This window comes from Crinalium epipsammum PCC 9333 (genome assembly GCF_000317495.1).
GTDB lineage: Bacteria > Cyanobacteriota > Cyanobacteriia > Cyanobacteriales > PCC-9333 > Crinalium > Crinalium epipsammum.
The window spans coordinates 3,074,796-3,101,254 of sequence record NC_019753.1 but is presented as its reverse complement, the minus strand read 5'-3'; the positions used below and the strand labels follow the sequence as shown (position 1 = coordinate 3,101,254).

The following is a 26,459-nucleotide window of genomic DNA, read 5'->3' as shown; positions in this document are numbered from 1 at the left end:
GCTTTTCAATACTAAATTAAGCGGATTAATTCAATGAATTTGATTAACAAATGGTTTAATCACACGGAGAATGAAGTGATAGATTATCGAGATGAAATTTTAAATAGCTTTTTTGTTTTATGCCCAAGGGGGTTAGGATGTTCTACTTATAGACTATTTGAAGCGATGGCTTCAGCTAGATGCCCTGTAATTATATCTGATGATTGGGTTCCTATAGAGGAGATTGACTGGGAAAAATGTTCTGTCATTGTCAAAGAATCTGAATTGGAAACAATTCCACAGATTCTTGAGACAAAACTAGATCATGCGTTGGTAATGGGAAAAAAAGCAAGGGAGGCTTGGGGAAGGTATTTTTTGCCCGCAAACAAATATAATTCAATCGTCACTAAAATTATGGATTTAAAAGAAAGTAGACCTCCAAGGTACGACGAAAGAATTTATCACCATGAATGGTCAACCAGAAGTTTCTATAAACAGAATGGTTGGGCTATCGAACAGCGGCTCATTAGGAAAGTAAAAAAATGTTAAAGCTCATTGTGAGTAAATTAAAATGATAGAATAAACACTTTGAAAGTTAATTATATAGGATGGAGAAATGAGTGACAAAATCAAACCTGTTGTTAGTGCTATTATTTGTACTCATAATCCCAGATTTGACTATCTTGATCGGGTTATAGATGGTCTCAAGACCCAAAACTTACCCTATTCCGAATGGGAGTTTTTACTCGTTGATAATGCTAGCGATAAATTACTTTCTAATGAGGTTGATCTAAGTTGGCAGCCAAACTCTCGATATATTCGAGAAGATAAATTAGGCTTGACTTCTGCTAGATTACGAGGCATTAAAGAAGCTAAAACAGAACTTTTAGTGTTTATTGATGATGATAATGTTATAGATCAAGACTATCTTGAAGTTGCTCTGCAAATTAGTAGAGAGTTTCCATTTTTAGGGGCGTGGGGAGGGCAGATAATTGGGGAATTTGAAACTCAGCCACCAGCTTGGGCAAAACGCTTTTTCTCCTACTTAGCAATTCGAGAATTTGATCAAGATAGATGGTCAAACTTGCTACATCAACTCGATACCACTCCTTTTGGTGCTGGTATGTGTGTTAGGAAAAATGTAGCTAATCAATACGCTAATTCGATTAAAACTGATAAACGGAGGCTAGAGTTAGACCGTAAAGGAAATGATCTACAACGAGTGATTCCATTCTCTTGTGGAGACATTGATTTAGCATTTACAGCTTGCGATATGGGGCTAGGTACAGGATTATTTACAAGTCTCAAGTTAACCCACTTGATCTCCTCTAACCGTGTCACTGAAGAGTATTTGCTGAGATTGTTTGAAGGAAGCACTTATTCTCAATTAATCCTGGATAGTTATCGAGGTAAATTACCTCAGATTAATCGTTCTTGGAAGCAAAAGATTCGTGAATTTTATGGGTATTGGAATATTAACCCAATTCAGCGCCGTTTTTATCGTGCTGGCAAACGAGCAACTAGACTTGCAACTCAGGAAATTTTAGGTCATTAGATAAAATTAAAAATTATGAAGCCCATTAAAATTAGTGTTATTGTTCCAACCTATCATCGTAACGACTTGCTTGCTAAATGCTTAGATAATTTATCACCTAAAATTCAAACATTTCCCAGTGAAGAGTATGAAGTTATTGTTACTGACGATGGTGCTAAAACGACTGCAAAACAGATGATTTGTGACCATTATCCTTGGGTTAAATGGGTTGCTGGTCCTCGTAAAGGTCCGGCAGCAAATAGAAATAATGGAGCTGAGTATGCTCAAGGGGAGTGGCTGGTTTTTACAGATGATGATTGTGTGCCCCAGCCAAATTGGCTGAATGCTTTTGCAAAAGAAACTAAGGGAGAAGCTTTGGCTTTAGAGGGAGCAATTCATCCCTTAGGGGACCCTAAGCAGGATATGGCTGAATGTCCAATAAATCTTACAGGTGGATGGTTTTGGTCTGCCAATATTGCAATTGAGCGAGCGCTTTTTGAAAAAATTGGGGGGTTTGACGCAAATTATCCTCTTGCTTTACATGAAGATGTAGATATCAGAGAGCGCCTTTATGTATTTACAACAATCTTATTTGTTCCTGAAGCTTCTGTTTTCCACCCCGTACGACTAATTCCCCTAAAATCCGCTATCTCTCGCATTCCCAAACGTTGCGCTGCTACAGCCTATCACCTGGCTAAACATCGTAAGGATTCTAGCAATCAAAGTGTACTCGGCTTAACCATTTTTGAGTTTAAATATCATTTACGGCATTTACTGGGTGGACTTCGGAAGGGGAAAATCAAATTTGCCTACGTATCTTTTTTAACTATAATAATTGGTACACCCGTATTTTTTTTCTATATACTTATGTACTCAAAATCAAAGCAAAAATTTGGAAAAAGCGATTAAAAGTGCTCTTAATCAACCTAATTTAGGTTTAAGGTTAAGCAAAATTATGAATATTGGTCTCTAATGAATGAAATTATGTATATAGAAAATCCTACTAATCGGGAGTCTTTGGTTAGTATTATCATTCCGACTTATAATCGTTCAGCATATCTAAAGGATGCGATTGAGAGCGTTGTTCAGCAGACCTATCAGAATATTGAGATTATTGTTTCTGATGATTATAGTACTGAAAGTCCTCAAGCAACAGTTGAGTCATTCAAAGATAAGAGGATTCGATTCAGACGCAATACAACAAATTTAGGAGTCGCTCTTAATGTTACAAAAGCGCTGAAAGAAGTACAAGGAAAATATATTGCTTACCTAAACGATGATGATATCTGGAACAAGGACTTTTTAGAAAAGCTAGTTCCACATCTTGATTTTCATCAAGATGTGGTCTTGGCTTTTTGCGATCACTATATAATAGATTCAGATGGTAAAATTAATTACCCAGATACTGAGAAGAATACAGCACATTGGAAGCGCAACCAGTTAAAAGAAGGAATTTATAAGCCTTTCTGGGAGATTGGACTAATACATAAGGCTGTGTTTGCCGCTTCCTCTACTGTTATTCGTAAGGATGCTGTTGAGTGGGATCAGTTGCACGAGGCAGGAGTTTTTTGGGACTACTATATCAGCTATCTTGCCTGTTGCTCTGGTCTTGGAGCTTACTATTGTCCAGAAAGATTAACTCAGTACCGCGTACATGACCAGTCTGAAACTATGCTCAGCGGTAGCCGAAATGTCCAGGCTAAGCTCCGAAAAGCAAAGGCTGGGATTTTTTGCTACGACCGTTTCATGAGAGATGAGCGGCTAAAACAATTCAAGCCCTATTTTGCACAGCAATGGGCACACGCGAATACAACTATGGCTATTGCTTTACTGCGAGCAGGGCAAATAGCGGAAGCACGTCCTTATCTTCTGCGTGCTCTTAGCCAACAAAAATTTAATTTAAGAACTCTAGCAGCACTAACCTTGAGTTTTACCCCTCAGCCACTAGCACGTAAATTATTAAGTAGCTCGAAATAAGGGGGTTTCTATCCTTAATTTTTCTTCCACAACAAGTTATAAAAAACAATGTAAAATATTATCCTAAAGTTGGGTTCCTGCCCAGCAAAGTTCATTCAGGCAAAAAACTATGGCTGTAACAAATAAGCCTTAAAGGTTTGTCAACCATTTTTATGTAAACTTTTAGAGTTATCGCAGTAAGCATGAAAATTTGTATTGTTACGCCTGCTGTAATTAAAGGTGATGGCCAAGGTAGAGCTAACTATGAAATTGTTTGGGAAGCTATTCGTCGCGGTTATCATCTAACTTTGCTGGCGAGGAACGTAGACCCAGAACTTGAGCAAAATAGCCAAGTTAATTGGGTTTCTATTCCAGTTAAAGGATGGTCAACAGCATTACTTCAAGAAATGGTTTTCTCTTGGCAGAGCGCACAGTGGTTGCAGCAACATCGCCTAGATTTTGATTTAATTCAGGTATATGGCGCGGTTACTTCGGCTTCAGGAGATATAAATACTGTCCAGTTTGTCCATAGTGCCTGGTTGCGATCGCGCGTACACATTTCTCGAATCCGGCGAGATTACTACGGCGCTTATCAATGGCTGTACACAGCTTTGAATTCCCATTGGGAAAAACAGGCATTTCGGAAAGCAAAAGTGGTTGTTGCGGTATCCGAGAGAGTGAAGCAGGAACTAATGGATATTGGCGTTCCCGAACATAAACTGCATGTCATTTATAACGGAGTTGATGTTCGGGAGTTTTCTCCCGGTTCTGCTGACCGTCGCCAGATCGGATTACCGGAGAATGCTACCATCGCCCTATTTGCCGGGGACATTCGCACAAACCGCAAAAATCTTGATACGGTACTTCATGCCCTGGTATACGAACCTGAGTTGCATTTAGCTGTTGTGGGGTCAATTGAAGGAAGCCCTTATCCCAATTTAGTAGCCCAGTTGGGATTAACTGATCGAGTGCATTTTATGGGATATCGGCGCGATCTTCCAGAAATAATGCGAGCATTAGATTTATTTGTCTTTCCTTCACGCTATGAGCCTTTTGGTATGGTCGTGAGTGAAGCAATGGCGGCCGGACTGCCAGTGATTACGTCTGGCACAACAGGTGCAGCAGAAATCGTTACGCCCGAGAGTGGAGTAGTTTTATCTGACTCAGAAGATATACAAGGTTTGGCAGAGGCATTGACTAAACTAGGAAGCGATCGCGAACTGAGGAGGCAAATGGGCATAGTGGGTCGAGCGATCGCAGAGCAGCATAGCTGGGTAAGTAAGGCTAATAGTTATATGAATCTATTTGAGGAGATCGTTAAGGATGAAAATCAGTGTAGTTATCCCAACTTATCTGCGTCCTAATGACCTAGCACGATGCCTACAAGCTTTGTGTAACCAAACTCGTCTGCCAGATGAAGTTTTGGTTGTCATCAGAGATACTGACGTTGAAACTAAAACGCTTCTTGAAAGCTTTAACCTGACCCCTTTTCCTTTGCAGACGATCATCGTTAACGTTCCTGGCGTTGTGGCAGCGATGAATGTAGGTTGGGATAAAACCCAAGGAGACATTATCGTGAGTACTGATGACGATGCAGCACCACATTCTGATTGGTTGGCAAAAATTGAAACTTACTTTTTGTCAGACCAGCAAATTGCTGGGGTGGGTGGGCGCGACTGGCAGTATCAAGGCTCACATCTTAAGGAAGAAGGAACTCCCAGAACCGTTGGGAAAGTTCAGTGGTTTGGTCGAGTTATCGGCAACCATCATTTAGGCACAGGGAAAGCCAGGGAAGTTGATGTGTTGAAAGGAGTTAACATGGGTTTCCGTCGGGCTGCGATTCAGGGCTTGCACTTTGACGAGCGAATGAGAGGGATGGGGGCCCAGGTAAATTTTGAGATGGCATTTGCCCTTCCATTGAGGCGCAGAGGTTGGAAAATTATATACGATCCCAGTGTTGCCGTCGATCATTATCCAGCCCAACGGTTTGACGAAGACCAAATTCATCGGGGGCAATTCAGCGCGATCGCCCTGTCGAATATTGCCCATAACGAAACGCTAGCCCTACTGGAGTATCTATCACCAATCCAACGAATTATTTTCTTAATATGGGCAGTGGTGATTGGCACAAGGGAATGTCCAGGATTAGTACAAGTGTTGAGATTCCTACCAAGCAGGAGATTCTTAATTGTACGCAAATGGCTCGCTACCATAAATGGTCGCTGGCAGGGGATACAGAGTTGGCTGCACAGCGAACGTGCTGCTGTCGTACCACCCCCTGGAGTATTTGAACATTCCAATTCAGCATAGACTGCAATTACTAATTATTTAATTTAAGAAGCAACTGTTATGCAAACCACTCCTTCCGTTGCCATTTGTATTCCCACCTTTAATCAAGCCCAATATCTACCTATGTCTGTTGGCAGTGCCTGTCAGCAGACCTATCAAAATATTGAGGTGTGGGTATCAGATGATGCCAGTACTGATGAAACACCTCATGTAATGACTCAATTGTGCCAGCAATTTCCTCAAGTTTCCTACTATCGACAACCTCAAAATCTCGGTATTGTTGGCAACAATAATTGGCTTTTAAGTCAACCCAAAGCTGAATTCATCATTCGATTAGATTCGGATGATCTTCTAATGCCAAACTATGTTGAGCGATTGGTAAATTTATTAGAATGCTATCCAGATGCAGGATATGCTCATGCCGCTGTGCAAGAAATCAATGAGTATGGAGACAAGCAAGGCATTCGTCAGTTAGCGAGAACAGAAGAATTTCGAAAGGCTGAAACGGAGTTAAGAGCAGCAGTGTCTGGGTTCCGCATGGCTGCTAACGTTGCCATGTTTCGATCCGATGCTTTGCGTAAGCTAAGTTTTTATGAAGGACGACCTGAATACACTGAAGATTATGACTTGATTGTCAGAATGGCAGATGCTGGCTACGGTAATGTTTATACTAACGAAGTTCTTGCTTGTTATCGTGTTTGGACTGACGCAAGTACAGTACGTCCTAGGCGAAAAAGTCTGGAATTACAAGGAATGATTCGGATTTATGAGGAAAGCTTGCTACCTGCTTTTCAACGACGTGGATGGGATACGCAAATAATCACTCAAAAACGTCGTCAATTAGCCTTAATCCACTCTGCTTTTTGCTACCGCCCTTTATTTACCGAGGCAGAACGGAACGAGTTAATTGAATTAGTAAAAAAACTAGGGGATTCACCTGCATTACAGTTCCGTCTTTTGACATTACGATGGGGATTAAGTCCCTTCTTTGAGTGGCGCTATTCAACAGAGTTAAAGTTGAAGCGTTTAGTGAAAGCCTTTTTCAACAGGTTAAATAAGTTGTAAAATTTCCGAATAGGAAGCAGTATAAGCAAAAATAATTTTGATAACTCACTAAGTTTGGTTCTTCCGTACTTAGTATGCTAATAGACATTTAAATTATCTTGGAAGCCATGATTGGCAACGCCTTGAGGATTATATAGGTTAAATTTGTTCTCTAGAAACCTGTAATCGCACTAAAATAACATATAGCTGGCTTGCAGACGCTCAAAACTAATTGATTGGCATAGCAAGTACGGAAGAACCATAAGTTTCAATTCATATACTGTCTAATTCCTTTGCCATAATATATGAACTTCAGGCAACGAAATTTAAATACAACCTCAGCAGCAGGACGCTTGACACTAAAACCAGCACCTGCCTGGGCTATTGTCATAGGGCTAATACTGTTTACTGGATTAGGAAGCCTTGCTGGAGCAGGTAGCGTTATTCGACTTACTTTTCCCCTTGTCTCCTTTGCAGCAGGCATATTTCTATATTTTAGATATCCTATCTTCTACATAGGTTTTACTTGGTGGATGTGGTTTATCACTCCATTTGCAGCTCGCTTAGCTGATTACTATAGTGGTAGTTGGGATCCTATTCGATTGATGTTGTTGGGTCCTTATTTAGTCACACTAATCACTTTAGTTGTGCTGGCAAAACCTTTTTCTCAGACCGCTCTATACAATAGTATACCGTTTATACTTGCTATTTTGGGTGTGGTTTATGGGTTCTTCATATCAGTAGTTTTGACATCACCTTTTACAGCTATACGAGCATTGTTAGACTGGCTAACGCCAATCCTTTTTGGCTTTCACTTGTCATTAAATTGGCAATATTATCTTGAGTATCGTCAGAATTTACAACGTACTTTTCTGTGGGGTACGCTGCTGATGGGCATTTATGGAATTATCCAATTCCTATTTGCACCCGAGTGGGATAGATTTTGGCTTATTAATACGAAAATTTTTACTTTTGGAAAACCAGAACCACTTGGTATGCGGGTTTGGAGTACAATGAACGACTCTGGCACTTTTGCAATTTTTCTAATTCCGGGATTACTTTTATTACTGAACAGTTCGGAGTCACTCCGCTTTCCTGCATCTGCAATTGGTTATTTAGCGTTATTTCTTACTAGGGTTCGTACAGCTTGGCTTGGCACTCTTGTTTCAATACTGGTATTAATTGGCAATCTGAATTTGCAGCGCAGCATACGCATTATGTTGAACATGATCGTGATAGCAGTATTAGTCTTTACTCTGTCAAGTATAGAACCTTTTGCTGGCATAATTGGCGATCGCCTACAGACATTTTCAGACTTGGAAGCTGACACCAGCTACAACGATAGGCAACGCATTTATCAAGGACAATTAAATAGTTCCCTTTTTGAAGTAATTGGTCGAGGTATCGGTAATGGTGTCACCGATGCTGGCGTTCTGGATGTTTTAGCATCTTTAGGATGGCTAGGAGGGTTGCTTTACATCAGTGGAATACTCCTACTCCTGTTTGGTATTTTTCAGGGAGCTAAAGTATATTCTGATTCTTTTATCAATACTGCTCTGAGTAGTTGTATCAGCATTCTGACGATGATGCTGGGTGCTAACACACTGCGTGGGCCTACCGGGTTAATTTTTTGGGGTTTTGCAGGTCTTGCTATGGCGGGGTGTAAGTACTATAGTCATCAACGTAACTCTCAACATGAATTAATTGCATAACTCTAATGAGCGCTAAACCTCGTGTTCTATTGGTAGTGGGTTTTCTCTGGGGAGATGAAGGTATCGTCCGAGGGTTGATCGCCCTGGCTAAAGGGCTAATGGAATCTGGCTGGGAAGTGTGTCTCGCTTCAGCTATGGTAGATCAAGATGGATACGAGCGCTTTACCCGTGGCCCTGAGTGGATCGAGTCTCAGGGAATTCAACATTTTTATGTACCGTTTCCTAACTTCCGTACCCCTGCTGGAAAATTTAGTACTGCTTTTAAAGCCCTACTTAGTCTTAATGTAGCTGTTCAGCAATTTAAGCCAGATATTATCAATGTTCATTCTCTATCTCTATGTCCCTATACTTTTGTGATGCGAAGTTTATACGGTATTCCCTACATTTCAACGGCCCGAACCATGCCATCTGCAAACCGCTTAGGTGTCAAGTTTGGAGGATTGATCAACAAATACTTCAATACGTTTCTGGGTAATCGCTTCATTGCAATCAGTACAGAAATCAAGGAAGCCTATGAAAGAATTCTGAGAATTCCTCCAGGACAAATTAGAGTAGTGTATCATGGAGTGGAAACGGATCGATTTCGTCCCCCATCAACCCAAGAGCGACTAGAATCCCGTGAAGCGTTTGGACTAAATTTAAATGATAAAGTTGTCTGTCTTATTGGATATTTGTATCCGCTTAAGGGGCACGATGTACTAATACAAGCTATCTCATTACTTAAATCTGAGGGAGTGAACGTAGTTGCACTCTGTGCAGGAGCAGGTGATAAAGAGGAAGTTCAGACTCTTCAAACACAAGCTGAGCAGAGTAATGTTTCAGATTTAATTCGCTTATTAGGTTTTACAGATGCGCGGCAAGTACTTTGGGCATCTGATGCTCTAATTTTACCAAGTCGGCTAGAGGGATTTGGATGGGTGATTCCAGAAGCAATGTTATGTGGTGTTGTTCCCATTAGAACTCCCGCAGGTGGAGCGATCGATCAAATTGAAAATGGCATTAATGGTTTTATTTTTCCTTTTAATGATGCAGAAGCTTTGGCGATGCGTTTGAAACAACTTATAGAAAATGAAGCGCTGATGTCGCAAATGTCGGTTGCTGCTATAGAATCAGCTCGTCAAAAATTTACTGCTGAGAGAATGATTAAAGAAACTATTGCCGTATATGAAGAATTAATGACCATATCGTCTGCTCAATAAGATTTATAATATTTTCGAGTAGTCAATAAAAAGTATGTTTTGAATGGATACAAAATCTGAGAAAAACCTCATGCTTAATACCGCGCCAGATTTTATGCCACATCATAGAGGTGTAGGAAAATAACTTGGCTACTTTAGTAAAAAAATAGCTCCTACTCTTTCACGTCTTCTCCTACACTATCCTTCTGATAAAATTCTCCGATATGGGTTCTTCCGTACTTACTGTTCTAAAATATTAGATTTATTAGCATAAAAGCGGTATTTTATGAATAAAATAATGACCCAATTGCTAAATCTCCCAACAGTTTTAGTAAAAAGTATTCAAGAAACTGAATTCAGCTTGATTTTCTTTGTAAAAGCGGCAAATAAAACAGCTATTGGTCCGTGTTGTGCCTAAAGAAGTTGCCGTCTGCATCAAAATCGAAGATATTTAGTTAAAGATTTACCTCTGAGTAATAGAGAAGTAATTTTATCGATAAATCGGCGACGATTTAATCGTGAAAATTGTGGCAAATCTTTTAGTGAAGATTAAGAAAAAACTAAATTATTCGATGGATTAAAAGGAACTAAATATATATTATTAAAAGCTGCAACTCAGTTATCCAGAGAGCAAAAGCAAAAATTAGAACAGGTTAAAGGAGCTTCACATAAGGCAGGAATTATACATTCTTTGAAAGAAGAGTTTCACCATTTATTTGAGCGTTGTCAGAATGTAGGTTCAGGAACTTTAGAAATCATTGATTGGTTAAAGAAAGCAGAATCATACTACTCAAAAAGTGTCCGCACAATTAAGCGATAGTTAGCTGAGGTAGTCGGTGAGTTTGAACAAAGAACAACCAATGGCATAGTTGAAGGAATTAATAATAAGTTAAAATTGCTGAAGTGTTGCGGATTTGGATTTAGAAATTTTCCGGATTTTCGAACTAGAACTTTACTTTTTTGGCATTATCCTAATACTAAAATCTAAATTTTAATAACAAACTTTAGGAAAATCAAGTGGTAGATATAGCTGAAAAACCGGACACGGACAAAAAATTTGAGATTATTTGTGTAGGTATGGGTTGGTTTCCTCATGAGCCAGGTGGGCTTAATCGATATGTTTATGAACTAACTCATGCTCTAGCAGCTAGTCAGGATCGAGTTGAACTGTGTGGATTAGGCATTCCAGAGGGTTTAGAAAATTATCCGCTTAAACTGACTAATTTGGCTGAGGCTGATAGCCCGATCTGGCAAAGGCTCTGGTTTATTCTTCAAAACTTTTTAAAACGGAAATCTACTCAACCAAATGCCATTAACCTCCATTTTGCTTTGTACAGTTTCCCCGTGTTACAGGTGTTGCCTAAACACGTTCCTATAACTTTTACATTTCATGGGCCTTGGGCGCTTGAAAGTCAACTAGAGGGAACGAATCAACTCGGCGCTAGGGTGAAACATTGGCTGGAAAAAATAGTTTATCACCGCTGCGATCGCTTCATCGTACTCAGCAAAGCCTTCGGCACTATTTTGCATCAAGAATATCAAGTTCCTTGGAGTAAAATTCACATTATTCCCGGCGGCGTGGATTTATCCCGGTTTCAACCCAACTTATCCCGTCAAGAAGCTCGGACACAGCTTAACTGGCCGCAAGATCGCCCTATTTTATTCACTCCTCGTCGCTTAGTACATCGAGTTGGACTCGATAAATTGTTGACGGCGATAGCAACAATTAAACCCCAACTTCCTGATGTCTGGTTAGCGATCGCTGGAAAAGGGCCACTACAAGCGGTACTTGAGCAGCAGGCAACAGATTTGGGACTCAACGACAATGTTAAATTTCTCGGCTTCTTACCAGATGAACAGTTGCCTATAGCTTACCAAGCAGCTGACTTGACCGTTATGCCCAGCCAGTCTTTAGAAGGATTTGGATTAGTCGTCCTAGAATCCTTAGCCTGCGGAACCCCTACTTTATGTACTCCTGTTGGTGGTATGCCGGAAATATTAGAGCCGTTCTCACCCAATTTGATTACTTATTCTACAGAGGCAACTGCTATTGCCGAGCGATTAGAAGAACTGCTAATTAGAAGAATACCTATGCCTTCTAGAGAAGCTTGTCGCGAGTATGCTGCCACCAACTTTGACTGGCAGAAAATCGCGCAGCAGGTTAGACAAGTTTTGTTAAGCTGAGGCAAAATAGTATATTTATATTTTTAAAATGATTTCGTTGGTTTGCCTGTAAATTAGATCTAGAATGTGGCTTAATTACTATCTACTTCAAAAACATTTGTTTAGCCCAAAAACAATCGGATGAAAATCCTATTCCTAGATCAGAGTGGAGAACCAGGTGGTGCGGAGCTTTGCCTAATCGATATTGCCAAACCTTATCGACACACCTGTTTAGTGGGCTTATTTGCAGACGGTCCTTTTAAACATTTACTAGAGGAACACGAAATTCCAGTTCAGGTTTTAGCTACTAAGTCAATACAAGTTCGTAAAGAAAGTAGCTTGGTGCAAAGTTTAGGCAGCGTGAGTTCACTGCTGCCTGTGATTGCTAGGGTTGTTCAAAAAGCTCGTGAATACGATTTGATCTATGCCAACACGCAAAAAGCTCTAGTAGTTGGGGCATTAGCTAGTTTGTTAAGCCGTCGCCCTCTGATTTATCATTTGCATGACATTTTATCCGCAGACCACTTCAGCCGAACCAACCTCACTGTAGCCGTCACTTTGGCTAATCGCTTTGCCTCATTAGTCATTGCTAATTCCAAAGCAAGTCAGGCAGCCTTCCTAGAAGCAGGAGGACGATCAGACATAATCGATGTCGTATACAATGGCTTTGAACCCGAGCTTTATCGGAGAAATCGCTCCGATATAAGTCAACTCAAAAAACAACTAGAACTTGATGGACGATTTATAGTAGGTCACTTCAGTCGATTGTCGCCCTGGAAAGGTCAACATATTTTGCTCGAAGCACTGGCTCATTGCCCAGAAGACGTGACAGCTATTTTGGTTGGTGATGCCTTGTTTGGTGAGCAAGATTATGTCAAGCATTTACACAAACGAGTAGCAGAACTAGGATTAGAACAACGAGTTCAGTTTTTAGGATTTCGTTCTGATATTCCCCAGTTAATGGCAGTTTGTGATTTAGTAGCTCATACATCAACAGCACCCGAACCCTTTGGAAGAGTTATTGTAGAAGCCATGCTATCTGGCACACCTGTTGTGGTAACTAGCTCTGGAGGTGCGCTCGAATTAGTAGAACACGGAATCACTGGTTTTCTGGTTCCGCCCGGAGAACCACAGCAATTAGCAGAAGTCATTATTACCTGCCGTAACAAGTCTGACTATACAGCAGCGATCGCCCAAGGTGCATGCGATACAGCCAGTCAGCGTTTTCAACAGACAAACATTAATCAGCGTATTGCTCAGTTGCTGTACCGGGTTTTAACCTGACTTCGTGCAAGTTGCTCAGAAATTATCTCTGTTTTGTGTTTTGTAGCTTTGGGAACAATAAAATTGCATTAATTAATGGTAGAAAATAAATTTATCTTTAGTACTATGAGGATTGCACTCGTCCATGATTATTTAACACAGCAGGGTGGGGCAGAGCGTGTTTTTGAATTGCTGTGTAAACACTATCCAAAAGCTGATATATTTACGTCTTTATACGCTCCTGAAAAAACTATTGATCTGAAAGATCGCCAAGTTCATACAACTGCACTTCAGAAAATTCCAGGGGCTACTAAGTATTTTCGGATAATGGCTCCCTTTTATTTTTCTGCCTTTCGAGCTTTAGATCTGCAAGACTACGATCTGATTATCAGCAGTACCACGAGCTTTGCTAAAGCCGTGCGAAAAAAACCAGGAGCAATACACATTTGTTTCTGCCACAATGTCACTCGTTTTTTGTGGGATACCACAACCTATCTTCGAGAGTATGCTGCCTATCGAAATCTTTCTGCTGTTCTAGAGCCAATTTTTCAGCTTATGAGAAAAGCAGACTTAGCTTCGGCTCAGGAACCTGACTTTTATATTGCTAATTCCAGCACTGTTGCTCGTCGTATCCAACAATTTTACGGAAAGCCATCCGTTGTTATTAACTATCCAATTGATACTAATAAATTTATTTTTTCAGATAATAAGGATGACTTCTATTTTGCCTCAGCTCGTCTGATTAGCTATAAACGTATTGATGTGGTTGTTGAAGCTTTTAATTGGCTGGGATGGCCATTATTGATATCCGGTGATGGACCAGAGCGAAAGCGTCTTGAGTCTAGAGCTTTGAAAAATATTAAGTTTTTAGGTCATGTAAGTGATACAGAACGTAGTCAGTTGCTATCTAAAGCTCGCGCTGTTATTGTTGCCGCGTTGGAAGATTATGGCTTAGTTCCGGTAGAAGCTAATGCTAGTGGAACGCCTGTAATTGCCTACGGTCAAGGTGGTGTATTAGATACTCAGATACCAGGTAAGACTGGAGTCTTTTTCAAGCGGCAGACACCTGAAGCGATTCATACAGCATTAGTTGAGTCTAGTAAGATTGCTTGGGACTACGAGCAAATCAGAGAACATGCGATCGCTAATTTTTCCGAAAAAGTTTTTTTTGAAAGAGTGGAGCGGGCGATTGAAGAAGTTTGTCGTTCGCATCAGCCCTAAGTATGATTAGTGTAAGACATTGCTGGCTGAGGTATGGTATAAGTGACTCAAATTAATCTCAATCCAGTTGCTGAAACAGAGGTAGGTTACGGACAACTGTTTGCCGTTTTAATCCGTCGGCGCTTTTGGATACTAGGTATTTTTTGCATTGTCTTGAGCTTTGCTACGGTTAAAGCTTTGAAAGAAAAGCCTAGCTATGTAAGCTCAATGCAATTGTTAGTAGAACCTAACTATCAAGGCACAGGTGGAGCAAACCAACAATATACTGATTCTAATATTCAGGTAGACGGTACTACTCAGCTGACCTTAATGCGAAGTTCTCAGCTTATCCGAAAAGCGGTGGAGTTGCTTCGTTCTGAATACCCAGATATAAGTGTAAATAAGATTAAAAACTCCTTAGCCGTGACTGCTCTGAAGGATGAGAGTCAAGGCGCTAACAGTAATCCTAAGATTTTTGTAGCAACCTATACAGATAATAATCCGATTAAAACCCAAAAAGTACTCCAGGCAATGCAGCAGGTTTATCTGGATTACAACCGAGAACAGCAGAAACTTCGTTTAACTAAAGGACTGGCTTTCATTAATGAACAGTTACCAAAGGTTCGTGAGAGTGTTACTAAGGCTGAGGTAGCCTTAGAACAATTTCGCACCAGTCAGAACATGATTGAGCCGTCTGCACAAGCAGGAGCCCTGACTAATGCGATTAACAGTATTGAGCAGGATCGAAGGGCAAACCAGGCTCAAATAACAGAGCTTCAGGCTCAATACAGCTCTTTACAGCAGCAACTTGCTGGTTCTCCGCAGGAAGCTCCCATCACTGCACGTCTAAGTCAGTCCTCTCGCTACCAAGTTCTGCTCAATGAAATCCAAAAAACAGACCTTGCCATTGCCCAGCAGCGCGTGCGCTTTACTGAGGAAAACCCAGTTCTTCAAGAGTTACTCTTGCAGCGCAATCAGCAACTAAGTCTGTTACAAGCAGAGGCACAACGTGCTGCGGGCAATAATTCTTATCAACTCAATGGTACGGGAGAAAGCCTTTTGAACAAAGGGCAATTCGGACCCACTGACATAAACATTACTGGTAAGCTTGCCGAGATCCAGGCAAACCTACAAGGTCTGGCAGGGCGTGAACAAGTACTTGCAAACAAAGAGCAGCAGCTCCGTGCAGAACTTAATCGGTTTCCTAATCTGCTGGCTAAGTACAGCCGTCTACAACCCGAACTACAACTCAGGCTTGAAACGCTTCAACAGCTAGAGAAGGCCAAACAGGCACTAAGCTTAGAAATTGCCCGAGGCGGATTTGATTGGCAAGTTGTGGAGGCACCGCAACCTGGTTTTGAAAGTGAGTCCAAAATACGGCAAAACATTTTGCTGGGTGTCGTAGTTGGATTGTTCTTGGGTGCTGCAGCAGCTTTTATTCGCGAAATACTGGACGATTCTATTCATAGCTCTGATGATTTGCAGAAGCAGATTTCCCTACCAATACTAGGAAGGGCTCCACAGCTACCGCAGGTTGACAAGAACAAACCAATCATTAAGCTACCGTTTGGTAAGCAGCAAGATTCTACAGCTTGGATAAGCGAACTACTCATCAAGCTACCGTTCGGTGAACCCGAAGGTATAACACCTTGGACAGTTGAAGTAGTCCATACTCCGCCAGCTTGGGAAGCGCTGGACTTGATTTATAAAAATATTCAACTTCAAAAGTCTGCTTCGACTTTAAAAGATGGGGAAGCGCTGGACTTGATTTATAAAAATGTTCAACTTCAAAAGTCTACTTCGGTCTTCAGCTCTCTAATGATTACCTCTGCACTAGATGGGGAAGGAACATCAACGATAGCATTAGGTTTAGCAATTAGTGCTGCCCGCCTACATCAACGAGTGCTGCTGATTGATACTGATTTCCGTCAGCCGATGCTGCACCAACTGCTCTATCTTTCTAATGAGTATGGGCTTTCAAGTCTGCTGGAAAGTAACGCTACAGTGCCAATACATAGTCATATTCCAGTGTTAGACATACATATTGATATTTTGACTTCTGGGCCAATACCCACAGATCCTGTTAATTTGTTGAGTTCTCCTCAGATGAAGAAATTAATCACAGCATTTGAGCAAAGTTATGATTTAGTTTTGCTAGTTGCTCCTCCGGTTTTAGGGATGGTGGATGCTCTGTTGATTGGATCTTGTTGCCAGGGAGTAGTTTTGGTGACACGCCTTGACAGGGTGACAAAAACGGCACTTGCCGAAGCTACGGCTATGCTCAATAAGTTCAATACGATCGGAGTTATTACAACTTGGACACCTACCCAGTGACTTAATTGCCAGCCTTTGCGACAAGCTCAAATGTAGAGCGTCAAATATATTTGTCAAAGCTCTTCACTGTTAACCAAGTAATATTTTCCAGCTTTCCAGCCATTTTAATAGTAAAAGCTTCAGTGGGCGACCAAGCCGCTAAAGCTGCTGGTGTATAAGGTTTATGGCTCTCAAGCCTCGTTGATAAAATGACTTTTTATTCGCAATAAGGTTGAGTATTTCCTCTACCCATAACTGGCAGTACTCAAAAGCAGTTAGCTAACTTTCTCCATATAAACCGAGCCAAAAATTACTATGTCTTTTTCTTGTTCGACCTTTTTCTTGCAGACGGCAAATATATTTTTCTTGTCTTAAAGCTTTTGTCCTTTGCCCATGCAACCAGGCTGAAGTCATTGCCAAAGCAATTAAAAGAATTAATCTACACTAATTTGTTAAGGGTTCTCAAAACCAACTCAACGACATTAATTTGTTAACAGCTACATTAATGAGTGATTAACTACATCAATCTGTTAACGAAAACATATAATAATGTACAAGGGTCATTTAATTTGACGCTTTACAAAAAGCGACACTAATTTGCGAATCTACAACTACAAAATCGGGATGACAGGATTTGAACCTGCGACTCCCTCGTCCCGAACGAGGTGCGCTACCAAGCTGCGCTACATCCCGATGCTGATAACAGCATTAGCTTTTACTATGCTTACTAAAACAAGGCAACATAGGCTTATGTAACCTTATGCTAGTTTACCACAGCTAATCTTTGTTAACCATTGTAGCCCTAACGAGTTCTCGTTAAATTACTAAGGCTAACTAACGATATTTCGTTAAAAGTCAAGGCTTATTTGATCCAGGCATCTAGTACTCAATAATGGCTGCTACAGCATCAGAATTGACTACTTTAGCCCCATTTTTCTGCTTCAAATTCGCAGCATAGTTCCTTGCCGTGTAAGCTTTCTAGCGATTTTATGTAGCATTTGGTTCGCAGGGCTGTAAGTAGTTTTCTAACTGACATCTCACTAACACCACACAGCCTAGATAGACCACGTTGGCTAATGCCTGCCTCTTTACCGTCTGGGCTAACGTAAAATTCTATTTCGTCTTGAAGCTTCGGGCTGACTGAGAAAGGCGATCGCTGAGGCTGCCATCAAAGAAGGCTTTAAACCTAGCCAAGACTAAGCTTTCAAAATGACACACCCCCCTCCCCCATGCTCACAGAATAAAAGTTTGTCAGGTGTGACCATCAGCTAGCAGAAAAGTTTAAGCCATCTCGTTAATTTCTGAAATCTCCACAGGTTACCAGGGGGGGGAGGGGTGAGACAGATTTAGCAGCCAACAAAAAAGCCCCTGGTTAGGGCTAACATTTAGCTGGTCTTGGTTGACTTATCTCTACTCCACCGGATAAAAAAGCTTGTCCTCATCGTTGAAGATCCAGCCCATCCCTTCAGGATCACGCGCTCGACTCCAATCATGGAATATAGGCTTGGCGCGCTTACGGTTAACACTGCTTGGATTGCAGCTTAGTCTTTTAGCTAGTTGCTCTTGGTTTAACGGCTCAGTTTGTCCTGTGGTCGTGACTGATGCGATCGCATTGTCTGTTTGCCTAGAAGTCACCACATCTAGGCTGCTGGCTTTACCAGTTCTAAGCCCTCCTCAAGCTTTTTAACTTGCTTTTTAACAGCGTTTACAGTGTCGTTCACACTGTTTACCTGCTGATCAATCATGCTCTGAATCAGTTCTCTCCAAGTCTCAGGCATCTCATCTAGCAGTAATGCTGACACTGTATTGCTACTGTTTACAGCCTCGCTGATGGGGTTGTTTACAGTGTCATTAGCTGTAGCTATGTATGCTGAGAGGGCATCTAAGATGATCTGAGAACGGTTAGGCTTGTCGCCTGCTTTGCGCGATGGGTACTTGATGCCAGCGAGTTGATCTACCGCTTCTAGTAGCTCGTCTGGTACACGAATAGAAACTACTTTAGAGTCTGCCATATCAATTTGTTTACCCTATCGTACACTGTAGTGTTTACAGTCTAGCTATTGCTATGCCTTAATGTCAACATTGTATTACAGCGTATAAACAATTGATGTTTACATCGTATTACACCATAAGAAAGTCTAATTATTTACAGTGCAATACACTGGTTACATTTTGTACACATCGTCATACTATGTATACATAGACAAAAACGAGACACCGCTACACAGTCTCGACTAGAGAGAGAGCCAAAACGATGCAAGCACTAATGATTCAAACCTTCTGCCTAGCTCAACAAAACGCAGGAGAATGGGAATGGATTCCAGACTATGCAGGCTGGTCGGTTGATTTCGACACTATGGTACAGATGAGTGATGACGGCTTTGAGGTTGAGATCGACGGTGTTGTAACACCTGTGCAAACACTAAAGCAACTGAAAGAGCTAACAGGACACTAGATACACACAAGCCCCCTAAGCTGGGGGCTACCAATACTAGCCCACCCCTTCAACCATTTGGGCTAGCAAAGTTTACATAAAGGAACCGTTCTGTACAAAAGGCAAGCAAATGGCTAAAGGTTTTAGTAACAAAGCAGCAATATACATCCGAGTAAGTACCAGTGAGCAAGTAACCGAAGGTGTCTCGCTAGATGCCCAGTTAGCCAAACTGACAACATACTGTCAGCAAGCAGGCTTAGAGGTGGTAGCAGTGATCCGAGATGAAGGCGTGAGTGCTGGAAAGCTGCTGATTCAGAGGGAAGGTGGAGCCAAGTTGCTAGAGATGATCCACAGAAAAGAAGTTACCCACGTTGTAGCCCTCAAGCTTGATCGCCTATTCCGTAATGCTGGTGATGCTCTCAGCACCATTGATCGCTGGGATGGTGGAGGCGTGACAACTCACCTAATAGATTTTATGGGAGGTCAGACGCTAGACACGCGATCGCCTATGGGTAGGATGATGCTAGGCATAGCTGCTACATTTGCCCAGTTTGAGCGTGACCTTTGTGGACAGCGTACAAAAGACGCTCTCAGGCATAAAAAACAAAACCGCCAAGCATACAGCCCTACACCACTGGGCTATGTACGTGACGGTTCAAACCTGGTAGCTAATGCTACTGAACAAGCCATTATTACTGTAATCAAGTCTCTGAGGTTAGCAGGTAAGTCATTAAGAGCGATCGCTACTGAGTTAACACAGCGAGGGCTGAAAACTAAGAGAGGTGGTAGCTGGTACGCTTCCACAATCAAAGCCATTCTGAGTAATGACTTGCACTATTCCCCTGGTTAGGTGTTAGCTTGGTAGTAGTTAATCATTGGGCTTGCTAGAAAGTTACAGAGAAGCGACGGCTTCACTCTGTAGGACTTTGTGTAAACCATTGGCTAATCTGTGTTTTAGGTGTCTCACCCTGAGAGAGTAATTAACTGTCAGGGTGTTTTGCTGTTTATTGATGGTTGGCTCTTGGTAGTTCTATCGCACCCCCCACCTACCCTTTTATTAGGCTTAGAGAAATAACTAATTAGTAAACCGATGGGTTAGATCTGAGTTAGCCCACTTTACTCTTAGATCTTTATTATTTAACTGGTAAGTAAGGGGGAGGAGGGGGGGGTGTCATTTCTGTAAACCACTGATCCACCTACTGAGACTCATATTAGACAGTTAACTAGGGTGGTGGATCAAAGCCCCCCTAGTTAGCCTAGCTAGGCTAACTGATGGCTGCTTGTTTATAGTGCAACTGTAGTAAGTCTTATCTAGGGCGTAAGGTCTTATCCTGTGGTAGTTCTAACTGTTTACCTTCAATCTCACCATAAGTTGAACCTTTTAGCTCTGGGGCAATCCTAATTTGCTTTGTAGCTGGGTCAACTGTGATCAGATAAAGGTCAAACAGTGTATGTATATCAGCCCTAAGTAACAGTCCGTTACCTACCTGGTCAGTTTCAGCCCCTTTGTAGGGGATTATGTGGGCTGCTTCCAACGCTGCCTCTACATCACAGCCAGTTACAGCACATTTACCCTGGTAGGCTTCTAGTAACTGTTTACGGAATCTGGGCTGACCACGCCTTTGAACAATAGCCCTTTCAACCTTCTCTCTAGCATCCTCTAGACTAGCTGGGTTGAAGTAGCCTTCAGATTCAATAACCTTTTCTGTTCCATCTAGATCAATCTCAGGGCTAGAGGATGGGTGCTTGCTTTGGATCTCTACCATGTGCATCTCAAAATCGTACTCTAGTCTTGATTCTGCAAGTTCTCTAGCCCTACCTTCAAGCTTTTTATAGACCACTTCATCATTAGTCGCTAGATCTAACAGTATCCGTAAAACGTCTGAAAGCGTTACCCTTAAACTGTTAGCAAATTCCTCATATCTAACAGCGTCGTCAGGAGTAAGCCTTACCGCTTTTGTTGCGCCCTTTTTAGGTGTCACCATAACTTGAAAGCTTAAGCAGGTTAACTATTGATAGTGATTTTAGTTGTACTGCCTTACAAGGTATCTATAAGCTACTAAAAAACCCACCTAGCTAGGGCGGGCTGATTGGTTATTCATAAGTAAACTTGGCTAATCTGTGTTTGTTTAGAGTTTAGAGGCTAGCAATTCGGAAGCAGCTATTAAGCTAGCTCTGTAAGCTAACTCACTGTCTGCAATCTTCTGCTGGCTAGCCTGTTCTATGTGGTTTTTCAGTGTGCATAGATCGGCGTAATCTAGTTTAACTAGACAATCTTCTACAACTGTGTGGAAAAATTCTTGTGCAAAGTCTGGTGAACTCATTTAAGATAGTCCTGTGTATGTTTTTTGTTTGCAGGGTATTGGCGTACCCTGTTACTAATATTAATCTCTGTGTATATCGCAGTCAACCCCATTTTACAAAAGTTAACTTTCAGGTTAGCCATATTGCCTAAATGTAGTGGGTTTTATGAGAATGCCGATCTATGGCTAAACAGCTTAAAAATGCCTCTGGTAAATTCGTCACTAAGTCTGATCAACCAAGAAAGCTTAGAGGTTTAAGGCTTACTGATCGAGTTTGGGAAGCTTTAAGAAATCGTGCTGATGAATTAGATATGAGTCCAGCCGATCTAATAGAACATTTGGGTGAGCTTGGGTATTTCTCTAAAGGCTCACTATTAATCCCACAAGATGAGATTCAAGACTTCTTTGGTTAATCTATCTCATGCCCCTCACTGAGCCACTTTAGCTTGCTGTGGGTAGATGCTATTTAGCAGTTTCTAACCAAGCTCACGGGCAGTTTAGCCCGTCCACAGGTTAGCTCAGGGTAGGCAATAGTAGCCCCACAGATCAGCAGGTCATACAAGCCAGCTATATCCTCAGCCAGTGCTAACTGCTGCATAAGGTTTACAGCCTCGTCTGCTGTGTAGTCTGGCAGGGCTAACAGTACAAACTTAGCAGCCCCTCTGAGGTCTTGAGGGTTAGCGTCTTGGTAAACCTCTAAAACGTAGTCGGATACGGTATCGGATAGGGCAAACCGAGGGTCACGGGCTGTCAGGTTGATTAGGATATCTAGAGTTAACATAGGGCTTTCTTTAGGGCTTTTATCGCTGAAAAAGCTTATACTGTAACGATCTAGCGTGTAGCCACAGCTAAACACATAGCTCTGAAACCCATTTAAACCTATTGTTTGTGTGATCCACCCCCCCCAGTTAACTGTCTAATATATAAAGCTCAGGGGGTGGATCGGGGCTAGCATTAAGCTACGTTGCAGTCAGGCGTGTGGTTTAAGATTTGGTGGTAACGGTCTAAGGCTAAACTGAACCGATAATCAGCATCCTCTATTATCCTGTCAGCCTCCAACTCGAAGCGATCGCCCACCCAAGCTAACCAAGGCTCTCTCATAGCTTGTGCTTCTAGTTGTTCTTTCAGGCTCAGGAGGTTTTCAAATCTTAATAACTGCTCACTGCTGGGTTTATCAGAGTTAGTTTCTTGGTCAAGCATGATTGCAGACAATCGGTGCAGGGTACTCCCGTATTGGCTTACCTGGTCTTTCTGATCTTGGTAGCTAGCCCACTGGTCAATCTGAAGTTTCCTGTCTAAGTCTAGAGTGTAAACCCTGATTGGTTTACCATTCAACCGTTCCCTTCTAGCTTCAGCCTTTAGCCCGAACTGACTCAATATTTTATTAAGTGTGGATACTGGGTCACTAGGGTTAGGGTGAAAACCTAGCAGTCTCTTGATGTCTGGGCTGTGTTTTTTTAGCTGCTCACAAAAGTCTGTGCTAATTAGGTCTTCCTTGGTGTAGCTGCCCCCATCTAAAACCAGGGGAGGTATTAAAACCTTGATTAACTCTGCCTTAGCTGTATGGAAGCTCCGATCAGTCTTGTAACGGCTGCTATCCAAAACCTCCCTTCTGTCCAATTCAGCCAACCACTCAGGGGAAGCCTTAAACACCATCCTGTAAGCCCTAATCTTACCTAGCAAGTTGCTCTTTACTACCTCGCTGACTAGATCAACGCTGGGATCTGTGACACCTAGTTGAGTTTTAATCCTGTGCTTCCCTAGCTTGTACTGGTCTAACTTGCTTATCCCATCTTGTTTAGAAGCCTCTACCAGAGTTTCATATTCTGCATCGTTTATCTCAGGTGCTTCAAGAATGCCATTAATACGGTCTTGGGTTAACTGTTCACTTGATCCTTTTAGCTCCTGCTTTAGCTGATCCGCCTCACCCTTTAAATCAATAACAGCATTTACCAGGCTATGACCACGATCTAAGACCAAGTTAGCAAAGTTACCTGATAAGTCAGCACCGGAGTACTGTCTTAGCTGTGTCACTTTTGCTAAAAGATCGTTATAATGCCCGATCACACCTTCGTTGACCAGTTCCCTAGTTCCATCTGCCTTTAGATCGTAGCAGCCATCAGGTAGGGACTCACCAAAAGCAGGCTTATGTAGCATTTCACGCTGGATCGTGGTTAAGCTTTGACACTGCCACAGTTTACGACCTTGAGGCATTGAGTAGTTATAGTTACCATCTATGGGCATTCTCACACGGCTGATATGCTGCATAAAATCAAAATGCGTCATCCCTGGTACAGGGGCAAACACAGCATATACACCATGAAACCATGAACGGTTTATATCTACTCCTGTGCCTACAGATGGAGACATTGCTAAAACCTGGATCTATTCAGCCTCTAAAAACTTGTTTATGTCTGTCTTAAGGGCTTCCTTGCCTTCATCTGATGTGATTAAGTGGCACTTGACCCTAGGGCAACGTTTGGAGATCAAGTCAGCGATCACATTAGCAGCCTCCCCTTTTTTAGAGTTTTTGAGGGAGCAAGCTATGGCTATATTTTCCCCCTGGTTAATCCTGTTAATAGCCTCGTCTAGCATCTCAGCCGTGTTTTCTCCCCAGTTCACAAAGGTTTTAGGTTTAGGCTGTCCACTGTAGCGAGTCAGGTGTATGTCTTCTATGTTAACCAGCTTTGCTATGTAATCCACCACAAACACAGGCATATCAGCCGATAAGCCGATCACCTTTTTGGCGTGAAGGATCAGCCAGTTTAGGGCTTTCTGTGTCTCACAACGATGTCTTCTCAGATCGGTTTTACCTGTGAGGTGGATCAGTAGTTGGTCAATCTCATCCAGTACCAAGGTGTAAGGGTTTGCAGCCAAGTAAACAAAGTCAAGCTTGTGGATTGAGTCTAAGCACAAAGTTAACCTGTGAGAGGTTGCCCACTCCCTAGCATTCTTTTGGTCATACATGGTTAAACCTAGCCTTTGAGACTGGTCTAAGGACAAGCTTTGACGCGGGGTTATGAATATGGCTTTGTCACCATTAGCGGAAAAGTACTGAGCCAAGCTCTGAGTTTTGCCTGTGCCTTGATTGGCTTGTACTAGGTTGATCCGGTTATTGAAACTGGGCTGAATATATTCCCCAGAGGCTAGATCTATAGTGCTATCTGCTGTAGCCTGAAGCTTGGCTAACTGAGGTTTAGGCAGGTTAGCGATCGCACGATTTAGACCACGCCATAAGCCCCTGTTAATCCTGCCACTTGGATCGCCTGATAATGCTCCACATTTAGCCTCATATTCAGCAGAAAGGGATGCTGTAACTAGCTTCTGTTGTAGCTCTTTCAGGTCTACCCCTGATAGTAGCCAGTGACCTAGACTAGCAGCTACTTTGGCTTGTGTACTGTGGTAAGAACCAACACGCTGATCACTATATATATCTGTAAGAGCTTTTTCTAGTACCTTCTGGTAACTCTTGGAGCCGTGTTTAGTTAATGGCTTTATTTCGTGCTTAAACTCTAGGAGCCTATGTTTTATATCGGCTAGGCTGACATCTTCCCCTGGCTCAGAGCCTAGATCTTCATAGTCTTCAGAGTCTAAGGTCGGCTCTGGATCTTCAAACTCCTTATCAGGTGCATCTAGGATCTCCTGAATAGCAGATACTAAGTCTAACTCTCCCGACAGAATAGCCTCAAGCTTTTCTGGGGGTAGCTTCTCAATATGATCAAAACGGTCACGAGGGCTAAAGTCTAAGACTTCATCAAACTCTAAAGCAGTCTTTTGTGTTAACATCGGGTATAAGCTTTATATTTCCCCCTGGTTGCTGCTCTATCAACTTCAGCTTCTAGGGGCTTTACATTTGTTGGACTAATTAGCAGCCTGGGTGCTGTTGTCGTATGTATTAGCGTGTAACCTTACTAATGCCATACGGATCAGGCTTGAGTAATCTAAGCCAAGCTTCTCAGCTAAATCTTTAGCTTGCTGCAACTCAGACTGGTTTAGCATTGTTCTGAGTTTGTGTGTCCTGCGGGTTTCCGGTTGTTTCCTGTTCAAAGTAGTCTCTACTGGGTAAACATCTGAGGGTCAACTTACCCTCCTAATTGTTAAGCACCGAGTCCGACGCTACCTTGATCGGAGTTAACAACTATTTAGGTGGGTTTCAGGCTCTGTTATAGGTTAAACTTATTAAAGTTTTCTAAAAATCGTAAAAGTCTCATAGTTGTTCAGGGTAGTCACCACCAAATTAGCTTTCAAGCCTTTGTGATCCACCACCTCAGTTAACTGTCTAATATATGAGTCTCTGGTGGTGGATCAGCTAACCCTAAAACAACTCAGGCAAATCAGGCTTATTGATCACCCCTGCATACCTAGTAAAAATCATGCTGGTGTCTGCGTGACCAACTAAATAGGCTACTGTAATAGGCTTGATGCCAGCTTCTAAGCAGTGGCTAATAAATGTATGCCTAGTCTTGTAAGGGTTGCGATACTCTACCCCAGCTAGCTCTAAAGTCTTTCGCCAGCACCTTTGAGAGTACAGATGATCGTCTATATGTTTGCCTGTGGGACTTGTAAACACTAAGTCTTCTGGGTTAGCGTCTTTAGGTTTGCGATCGCTCAACATCTTAGCCAGCCTGCCCCTACACGGTAAAACCCTGGCGTTGTTAGTTTTGGTTGATCTTCTCTCACGGTTGCTAGACGAACCTCTGTGCCTGCCCAGGCTTTCATAGATATCTATCTCACCTCTAACCAGATCAACGTGCTTCCATTGCAAGCCGATAGCCTCAGAGGTTCTAACCCCAGTTGAGAATAAGAAGGCTGTAAAGTCGTGGTAGTGGCTGTAATACTTATTAGCCTTCATAGTTTGCAGGATAGCGTCAACCTCAGCCTTGCTGAACGGCTTAGGCATCGGTTTAGCTGGTATCTTAACCTTAAAGTCTGCAAATGCTGTCTTATCTAGGGCTTTCAGGATCTCCAAGTAACGTTTAACTGTTACTGGGCTTCTACCTTGCTTAAGCCAGTCAACAAACACGCTCACCGATTCAGGGCTAGCTATAGGCTTAGGGGACGTGACTGTTCCTTAAAAATTACTCAAAAACG

Annotated in this window: 26 protein-coding genes, 1 tRNA gene and 1 pseudogene; 17 read left to right on the top strand and 11 right to left on the bottom strand. The window is 42.1% G+C overall.

Annotated features, from left to right (window positions below; genetic code table 11):
* Positions 1-33 precede the first annotated feature (33 nt).
* The 14 genes and pseudogenes from CRI9333_RS13575 to CRI9333_RS13515 all read left to right on the top strand — a co-directional run bounded on the left by CRI9333_RS13575 (position 34) and on the right by CRI9333_RS13515 (position 16,652).
* Positions 34-528, top strand: a complete 495-nt coding sequence (locus CRI9333_RS13575) for an exostosin domain-containing protein (RefSeq protein WP_041226050.1) — start codon at positions 34-36, stop codon at positions 526-528.
* A 67-nt stretch (positions 529-595) separates the two neighbouring features.
* Positions 596-1,534, top strand: coding sequence for a glycosyltransferase (locus CRI9333_RS13570; protein WP_015203730.1), 939 nt, complete (start codon positions 596-598; stop codon positions 1,532-1,534).
* Positions 1,535-1,549: 15 nt separating this feature from the next.
* Complete coding sequence (locus CRI9333_RS13565; RefSeq protein ID WP_015203729.1) at positions 1,550-2,422, top strand: glycosyltransferase family 2 protein; 873 nt, start codon at positions 1,550-1,552, stop codon at positions 2,420-2,422.
* Between the two features lie 63 nt (positions 2,423-2,485).
* The gene (locus CRI9333_RS13560; RefSeq protein WP_015203728.1) at positions 2,486-3,490 is read left to right on the top strand and encodes a glycosyltransferase family 2 protein; all 1,005 of its coding nucleotides are present in this window, start codon (positions 2,486-2,488) and stop codon (positions 3,488-3,490) included.
* A gap of 182 nt (positions 3,491-3,672) precedes the next feature.
* Positions 3,673-4,833: a glycosyltransferase family 4 protein gene (locus CRI9333_RS13555; RefSeq protein WP_015203727.1), complete on the top strand. Its 1,161-nt coding sequence runs from the start codon at positions 3,673-3,675 to the stop codon at positions 4,831-4,833.
* Positions 4,793-5,779, top strand: a complete 987-nt coding sequence (locus CRI9333_RS13550) for a glycosyltransferase family 2 protein (protein ID WP_015203726.1) — start codon at positions 4,793-4,795, stop codon at positions 5,777-5,779. Before CRI9333_RS13555 ends, CRI9333_RS13550 begins: the two co-directional genes overlap by 41 nt.
* Before the next feature lie 39 nt (positions 5,780-5,818).
* Positions 5,819-6,823, top strand: coding sequence for a glycosyltransferase family 2 protein (locus CRI9333_RS13545; protein ID WP_015203725.1), 1,005 nt, complete (start codon positions 5,819-5,821; stop codon positions 6,821-6,823).
* A gap of 332 nt (positions 6,824-7,155) precedes the next feature.
* Positions 7,156-8,514: an O-antigen ligase domain-containing protein gene (locus tag CRI9333_RS13540; protein WP_157462325.1), complete on the top strand. Its 1,359-nt coding sequence runs from the start codon at positions 7,156-7,158 to the stop codon at positions 8,512-8,514.
* A gap of 5 nt (positions 8,515-8,519) precedes the next feature.
* Positions 8,520-9,713, top strand: coding sequence for a glycosyltransferase family 4 protein (locus CRI9333_RS13535; protein ID WP_015203723.1), 1,194 nt, complete (start codon positions 8,520-8,522; stop codon positions 9,711-9,713).
* A 265-nt stretch (positions 9,714-9,978) separates the two neighbouring features.
* Positions 9,979-10,680: pseudogene (locus CRI9333_RS28690) on the top strand (transposase).
* A gap of 89 nt (positions 10,681-10,769) precedes the next feature.
* Positions 10,770-11,876, top strand: a complete 1,107-nt coding sequence (locus CRI9333_RS13530; protein ID WP_051035452.1) for a glycosyltransferase family 4 protein — start codon at positions 10,770-10,772, stop codon at positions 11,874-11,876.
* A 120-nt stretch (positions 11,877-11,996) separates the two neighbouring features.
* Entirely contained in the window at positions 11,997-13,139 is a 1,143-nt protein-coding gene (locus tag CRI9333_RS13525) for a glycosyltransferase (RefSeq protein WP_015203721.1), read from the top strand.
* Positions 13,140-13,244: 105 nt separating this feature from the next.
* Entirely contained in the window at positions 13,245-14,339 is a 1,095-nt protein-coding gene (locus CRI9333_RS13520; protein WP_041226660.1) for a glycosyltransferase, read from the top strand.
* A gap of 42 nt (positions 14,340-14,381) precedes the next feature.
* Positions 14,382-16,652: a GumC family protein gene (locus CRI9333_RS13515; protein ID WP_015203719.1), complete on the top strand. Its 2,271-nt coding sequence runs from the start codon at positions 14,382-14,384 to the stop codon at positions 16,650-16,652.
* A gap of 258 nt (positions 16,653-16,910) precedes the next feature.
* Here CRI9333_RS13515 and CRI9333_RS28130 read toward each other — a convergent pair whose 3' ends face one another.
* From CRI9333_RS28130 to CRI9333_RS13500, 4 genes are all read right to left on the bottom strand, one after another.
* Complete coding sequence (locus tag CRI9333_RS28130; RefSeq protein WP_269667373.1) at positions 16,911-17,045, bottom strand: hypothetical protein; 135 nt, start codon at positions 17,043-17,045, stop codon at positions 16,911-16,913.
* 205 nt (positions 17,046-17,250) lie between these two features.
* Positions 17,251-17,324: transfer RNA gene (locus tag CRI9333_RS13510), tRNA-Pro, on the bottom strand.
* A 717-nt stretch (positions 17,325-18,041) separates the two neighbouring features.
* Positions 18,042-18,269: a hypothetical protein gene (locus tag CRI9333_RS13505; RefSeq protein WP_041226049.1), complete on the bottom strand. Its 228-nt coding sequence runs from the start codon at positions 18,267-18,269 to the stop codon at positions 18,042-18,044.
* Positions 18,270-18,271: 2 nt separating this feature from the next.
* Complete coding sequence (locus CRI9333_RS13500; protein ID WP_015203718.1) at positions 18,272-18,643, bottom strand: ribbon-helix-helix domain-containing protein; 372 nt, start codon at positions 18,641-18,643, stop codon at positions 18,272-18,274.
* Positions 18,644-18,897: 254 nt separating this feature from the next.
* On the opposite strand from CRI9333_RS13500, the gene CRI9333_RS13495 reads away from it, so the two are divergent.
* Entirely contained in the window at positions 18,898-19,086 is a 189-nt protein-coding gene (locus CRI9333_RS13495; RefSeq protein ID WP_157462324.1) for a hypothetical protein, read from the top strand.
* Positions 19,087-19,195: 109 nt separating this feature from the next.
* Positions 19,196-19,915 (top strand): recombinase family protein, encoded by a 720-nt coding sequence (locus tag CRI9333_RS13490; RefSeq protein WP_015203716.1) that lies wholly within the window; start codon positions 19,196-19,198, stop codon positions 19,913-19,915.
* 457 nt (positions 19,916-20,372) lie between these two features.
* On the opposite strand, the gene CRI9333_RS24960 is transcribed toward CRI9333_RS13490, so the two are convergent.
* Both CRI9333_RS24960 and CRI9333_RS13480 read right to left on the bottom strand, forming a co-directional pair.
* A complete protein-coding gene (locus CRI9333_RS24960; RefSeq protein WP_015203715.1) occupies positions 20,373-21,050 on the bottom strand; it encodes an HNH endonuclease in 678 nt (225 codons plus the stop codon).
* 144 nt (positions 21,051-21,194) lie between these two features.
* The gene (locus CRI9333_RS13480) at positions 21,195-21,389 is read right to left on the bottom strand and encodes a hypothetical protein (protein ID WP_015203714.1); all 195 of its coding nucleotides are present in this window, start codon (positions 21,387-21,389) and stop codon (positions 21,195-21,197) included.
* Positions 21,390-21,550: 161 nt separating this feature from the next.
* On the opposite strand from CRI9333_RS13480, the gene CRI9333_RS13475 reads away from it, so the two are divergent.
* Positions 21,551-21,781 carry a hypothetical protein gene (locus CRI9333_RS13475; RefSeq protein WP_015203713.1) on the top strand — a complete coding sequence of 77 codons (231 nt, stop codon included), beginning with the start codon at positions 21,551-21,553 and terminating at the stop codon, positions 21,779-21,781.
* A gap of 53 nt (positions 21,782-21,834) precedes the next feature.
* On the opposite strand, the gene CRI9333_RS13470 is transcribed toward CRI9333_RS13475, so the two are convergent.
* From CRI9333_RS13470 to CRI9333_RS13455, 5 genes are all read right to left on the bottom strand, one after another.
* Positions 21,835-22,149 (bottom strand): hypothetical protein, encoded by a 315-nt coding sequence (locus CRI9333_RS13470; RefSeq protein WP_015203712.1) that lies wholly within the window; start codon positions 22,147-22,149, stop codon positions 21,835-21,837.
* Positions 22,150-22,322: 173 nt separating this feature from the next.
* Positions 22,323-23,738, bottom strand: a complete 1,416-nt coding sequence (locus CRI9333_RS13465) for a hypothetical protein (protein WP_015203711.1) — start codon at positions 23,736-23,738, stop codon at positions 22,323-22,325.
* Between the two features lie 15 nt (positions 23,739-23,753).
* On the bottom strand, positions 23,754-25,154 hold the full coding sequence (locus CRI9333_RS13460) for a hypothetical protein (RefSeq protein ID WP_015203710.1): 1,401 nt from the start codon (positions 25,152-25,154) through the stop codon (positions 23,754-23,756).
* Positions 25,155-25,229: 75 nt separating this feature from the next.
* Positions 25,230-25,367, bottom strand: coding sequence for a hypothetical protein (locus CRI9333_RS26775; protein WP_157462323.1), 138 nt, complete (start codon positions 25,365-25,367; stop codon positions 25,230-25,232).
* A 316-nt stretch (positions 25,368-25,683) separates the two neighbouring features.
* On the bottom strand, positions 25,684-26,391 hold the full coding sequence (locus CRI9333_RS13455; protein WP_051035385.1) for a site-specific integrase: 708 nt from the start codon (positions 26,389-26,391) through the stop codon (positions 25,684-25,686).
* Between the last annotated feature and the right edge of the window lie 68 nt (positions 26,392-26,459).